Below are 4,745 nucleotides of genomic sequence, written 5' to 3'. Positions count from 1 at the left end.
CGATCCGAGGCGGCGATGCGCTCGATGCGCTCGATCGCGGCGGGGGAGACGGCCGCGAACCACAGCCCGCCGTCCGAGCCGAGGTTCTTCTGGGGCGCGAAGTAGTAGACGTCGGATTCGGTGAGGTCGACGTCGATGCCGCCCGCGGCGCTGGTCGCGTCGACCACGGTCAGCGCGCCCTCGTCGCCGTGCACGCGCCGCACGGGCGCCGAGACGCCCGTGGAGGTCTCGTTGTGCGGCCACGCGTAGACATCGACGCCCTCGACCGCTTCCGGCGCGATGCGCGAACCGGCGTCGGCGCTGCGGACGTCGGGGGCCTCGAGCCACGGCGCCTTGGCCGCGGCGGCGAACTTGCCGCCGAACTCGCCGAAGACGAGGTTCTGGCTGCGCTTCTCGATGAGCCCGAACGCCGCCGCATCCCAGAACGCGGTCGACCCGCCGTTGCCGAGGATGATCTCGTAGCCGTCGGGCAGGCGGAAGAGCTCGGCGAGGCCGCGGCGCGTGCGTGCGACGAGATCCTTGACGGGCGCCTGGCGGTGCGACGTGCCCAGGATGCCGGCCCCCGGCCCGACGAGGGCCTCCAGCTGCGCGGGGCGCACTTTGGAGGGTCCGCATCCGAAGCGACCGTCGGTGGGCAGGAGTTCGCGCGGGATCACGGCATGCATGTCTCGATTCTAGGGTTCGGTGGCCCAGACCCTTTGCGGCCCAGCTCCTTTCGCGGTCGGGGGTCTTCGCGCCGCGATCCCGTGTCTTCGATGTTGGATAGGCTGGCCTGGCAACGATTTCCGCGTCTCGGAGGGCCTCATGACCGACTTGATCGACACCACCGAGATGTACCTCCGCACGATCCTCGAGCTCGAGGAGGAGAACATCGTTCCCCTGCGTGCGCGCATCTCGGAGCGCCTCGGGCACTCCGGCCCCACCGTCTCGCAGACCGTCGGCCGCATGGAGCGCGACGGCCTCGTCGTCGTCTCCGAGGACCGCACCCTGGAATTGACGGATGCCGGTCGCCAGAAGGCCGTCGACGTCATGCGCAAGCACCGCCTGGCCGAGCGCCTGCTCTCCGACGTGATCGGGCTCGATTGGGCGTACGTGCACGAAGAAGCATGCCGTTGGGAGCACGTGATGAGCGAGCAGGTCGAGCGCCGCCTCGTCGAGCTGCTCGGCCACCCCACCGAATCGCCCTACGGCAACCCGATCCCCGGACTCGCCCAGTTGGGCGATTCGCCCGCGCGCACGTTCGAAGAGGGCGTCGTCGGCCTCGTCACCCGCCTCAACGCGGCCGGCGCCCCGATCGAGGGCACGGTCCGCCGCCTCGCCGAGCCCGTGCAGGTCGACCCCGAGCTGCTGCAGCAGCTGCGGGGTGCCGGCGTGCTGCCGGGCGCCCGGGGCGACTACCGCTACAGCGAGGGGTACGTGCTCGTCCAGATGCACGGAAGCGACGAGGGGCTCGAGCTTCCCGTCGAGGTGGCATCGCACATCTTCCTCGTCGACGAGCGGGTCTGACCCCCTCCGAGACCGCCGATTCATGCCGTTCCGGCCCCGCCACCGGGTGTCGGAAGTGACAGAATCGTTACTTTCGGGTAGCGTGAGGGACGTCCACAGGCAGAAGCCAGCCGTCGGACCCCGCGCGGATTGCCTCACCGGCTCGTCATCCGCTCGGCGAAACCCGCACAAAGTGCCCGAAGTAACACGTGCCCGAGAACAGAGTGCCGACGAGCCAGCGCCCCCGCGCAGAGGCGACGGAGGAAAAGCTTGGCTGATGCAATCGACTCGTCCGCGGACGTGCCCGAGAACGACCGGACGAGCCTCGCGCCGACAAGGCGCGTGAGCCGAAAGGCGAGTTCTCGCCGCGCCGCCGGCCGCGCGGCTCGTACCGCCCTCACCGCGACCGCCGTGCGTACGGCCCCCCGCCGCGCCGCCAAGGCCGCCGCGAAGCCCGCTCGCAGTCTCGCGACGCTCGCGGTCGTCGCCGGCCTGGTCGCCACCGTCGCGCTGCCCGCCTACGGCGCCTGGAAGCCGACCGCCGACGCGGTGACCCTGCAGCAGGTCGCCGAGGACGGCGCCCAGTCGCTCGTGGTGGCCTCGGCTGCCGACACCCCTGAGCTCGCTCGCGACACCTATGCGGCGACGACGCCCGAAGAGATCCAGAAGAAGAAGGCCGAAGACGCCGCGAAGGCCGCCGCCGCAGAGCGCGCGCGCCGTGCCGCCACCGTCGCCTCGACCTCCACGCGCTACAACGTCGACCTCAACATGGTCGCTCCCGGTTCGGGCGCCGTCCGGTGGCCGCTGACGGGCTACACCCAGGGCGACGGCTTCATGTCCCGCGGCGGGTCGCACCAGGGCGTCGACATGCTGACTGCCGGTGGTTCGCCGATCTTCGCGGCCGCCGCCGGTGTCGTGCGGGTCTCGCAGGAGAGCTACGGCGGTTACGGCGTCGCGGTCACGATCGACCACGTCATCAACGGACAGAGCGTCTCGACCCTCTACGGTCACATGACGTACGGCAGCCGTCAGGTCGTCTCGGGCCAGACCGTCGAGGCGGGACAGCTCATCGGCCTCGTCGGCAGCACCGGTCGCTCGACCGCGAACCACCTGCACTTCGAGGTGCGCGTCGGCGGCCAGCTGGTCGACCCGATCGCGTTCCTCCAGGCCAACGCGGGCTGAGTTCCGCCGACACGCCATCCGGCGTTAACCCGCCCGGCGACCCTTCTGTCGCACGGGTGGGTTACCCTGAAACTCGACGCTGAGAGAAGCGGAGGGAAGCCGATGGACCGAATACCTGGCATCCGAACCATGGATGCACTTGGTCGTTACGTCCTCCGGCATTGCTCGCTCGGAGGCCACGGTTCTGCCGTGGCGCTAAGGCGCTGTCACTAGGACAGCGCCTTTTTCGTGCCCGCACCATCCGCCATCCCACGTCGCGACAGATCGAGAACCCGGAAGCCTTCCGGGCATCTTCGAGAGGACAACGGATGCGCACCCTTGTGCTGAACGCGGGCTACGAGCCCCTGGCGGTTGTGTCCTTCAAGCGAGCACTCGTGCTCGTGATGAACGACAAGGCGACGATCATCGAGCGGATCGAGGGCGATCCCGTCTGGGGCACTCACGCCGCATGGGACCGCCCCGCCGTCATCGTGCTGACCAGATATGTGCGCGTCCCGGGTGGCAGACGGGTGCCGGTGACCCGTCGCGGCGTCCTGCGCCGCGATGCCCACCGGTGCGCCTACTGCGGCAAGGCCGCCTCGACGATCGATCACGTGCTGCCCCGCTCTCGCGGGGGAGCGGACTCGTGGGAGAACCTCGTGGCGTGCTGCCTGCGCTGCAACAACGTCAAGGGCGATCGCACCCCGCAGGAGATGCGGTGGGAACTGCGGCTCACACCGCGCCCGCCGCACGGCAACGGCTGGTCGGTGCGGGGCACCGAGCGCGCCGATCCGCGCTGGGAGCCCTACCTGGCGCTCGCCGCGTAGCACGGGCTCGCTCGTCCCGAGTGCTCGGCGTTCAGCGCCAGGCGTGAGCGTGTCGGCAGAGAAGGAGGGCGTGCGATGAAGATCGCTGTCGCCGGAGGAACCGGCACCGTCGGGCGCCCCACGGTCGACGCCGTCCGCGCCGCCGGACACGAACCCGTGGTGCTGAGCCGCAGCACCGGGGTCGACCTGCACAGCGGGGAGGGACTCGACGCCGCCCTCGCAGGGGTCGACGCGGTCATCGACACCGCGAACGTGACCACGCTGTCGGCGGATGAGGCCACGAGGTTCTTCACCGCGGCGACGGGCAACCTCCTCGCCGCCGCGCAGCGCTCCGGCGCCCGGCATCTCGTGCTGCTGTCGATCGTCGGCATCGACCGGATGCCGCACGACTATTACGCCGGCAAGCTCGCGCAGGAGCGCGTGGTCGAGGCATCCGCGGTGCCCTGGACGATCCTGCGGGCCACGCAGTTCCACGAGTTCGCGGGGCAGCTCTACGCGCGGGCGAAGCTCGGACGGCTGCACGTGGCGCCTCGCGCACGGGTGCAGCCGATCGCGGCCCGCGAGGTCGGCGAGCACCTGGCCGCCCTCGCCGCGGGCCGCGCGCAGGGCCGGGTGCGCGATCTCGCCGGTCCGCGCGAGGAGAGGCTCGACGAGATGGTGCGCGCCTACGCGCGGCGGGCGGGCAGCCGGGGGTGGATCCCGTCGATCAGCCTGCCGGGCGCGCAGATGAAGGGCATGCGCGCCGGCCTCGCCCTGCCCGGGCCCGACGCCGAGCGCGGGCGCGAGACGTTCGCCGACTGGCTGGCGCGCGCCGACGCATAGACGCACCTGCGCTGCGGGAGTATCGAACATACTGCACGGATTCCAGACCGTGGATGTCGATGACCGCGCCTACTCTTCCCTCAAGGCATTGAATCAATAGAACATCTGTTCTAGCCTGTGGGAGTGAGGGCGATCGTGCACACGCAGCAGGAGGAACGTCTCGGCGACGTTCTGCGCCTGCGCGCTCAGCTCGAGCGCGCGCAGGGCCGCAGGCTCGATGTGCCCGTGCTTCCCGCGCACCCGGCCCTCGCTGCGCTTCTGCCGGGCGGTGGTCTCCGCCCGGGGGCGGCGTATTCGGTCGCTCCTTCGGCCTCGCTGCTGTTCGCCCTTCTCGGGCCGCCCTCGCGGGCGGGATCCTGGTGCGGTGCCGTGGGGATGCCCCAGTTCGGCGCCGAGGCGGCCGAGGCGATGGGGGTCGATCTCGAGCGTCTCGTGCTCATTCCCGACCCG

Annotated in this window: 6 protein-coding genes; 5 read left to right on the top strand and 1 reads right to left on the bottom strand. The window is 70.8% G+C overall.

The genetic code is table 11. The annotated features are described in order from the left end of the window. On the bottom strand, window positions 1-665 hold a 665-nt coding region (locus VNT50_RS08835; RefSeq protein WP_325484745.1), incomplete at its 3' end, for an aminotransferase class V-fold PLP-dependent enzyme. A gap of 139 nt (window positions 666-804) precedes the next feature. Here VNT50_RS08835 and VNT50_RS08830 point away from each other — a divergent pair. From VNT50_RS08830 to imuA', 5 genes are all read left to right on the top strand, one after another. Next, window positions 805-1,506, top strand: coding sequence for an iron-dependent transcriptional repressor DtxR (locus VNT50_RS08830; protein WP_325484744.1), 702 nt, complete (start codon window positions 805-807; stop codon window positions 1,504-1,506). A 249-nt stretch (window positions 1,507-1,755) separates the two neighbouring features. Next, window positions 1,756-2,667, top strand: a complete 912-nt coding sequence (locus VNT50_RS08825; protein WP_325484743.1) for a M23 family metallopeptidase — start codon at window positions 1,756-1,758, stop codon at window positions 2,665-2,667. Between the two features lie 308 nt (window positions 2,668-2,975). After that, complete coding sequence (locus tag VNT50_RS08820) at window positions 2,976-3,473, top strand: HNH endonuclease (protein ID WP_325484742.1); 498 nt, start codon at window positions 2,976-2,978, stop codon at window positions 3,471-3,473. Between the two features lie 75 nt (window positions 3,474-3,548). Next, window positions 3,549-4,295 carry an SDR family oxidoreductase gene (locus VNT50_RS08815; RefSeq protein ID WP_325484741.1) on the top strand — a complete coding sequence of 249 codons (747 nt, stop codon included), beginning with the start codon at window positions 3,549-3,551 and terminating at the stop codon, window positions 4,293-4,295. Between the two features lie 123 nt (window positions 4,296-4,418). Continuing rightward, window positions 4,419-4,745: DnaE2-dependent mutagenesis accessory factor ImuA' (imuA', locus tag VNT50_RS08810; protein ID WP_491715937.1), on the top strand; the 327-nt coding region annotated here is incomplete at its 3' end.

The sequence above is a fragment of the Microbacterium sp. genome, from assembly GCF_035554235.1.
Lineage (GTDB): Bacteria > Actinomycetota > Actinomycetes > Actinomycetales > Microbacteriaceae > Microbacterium.
The sequence above is the reverse complement of the archived record's forward strand: the minus strand, read 5'-3'. Positions and strand labels throughout refer to the sequence as shown.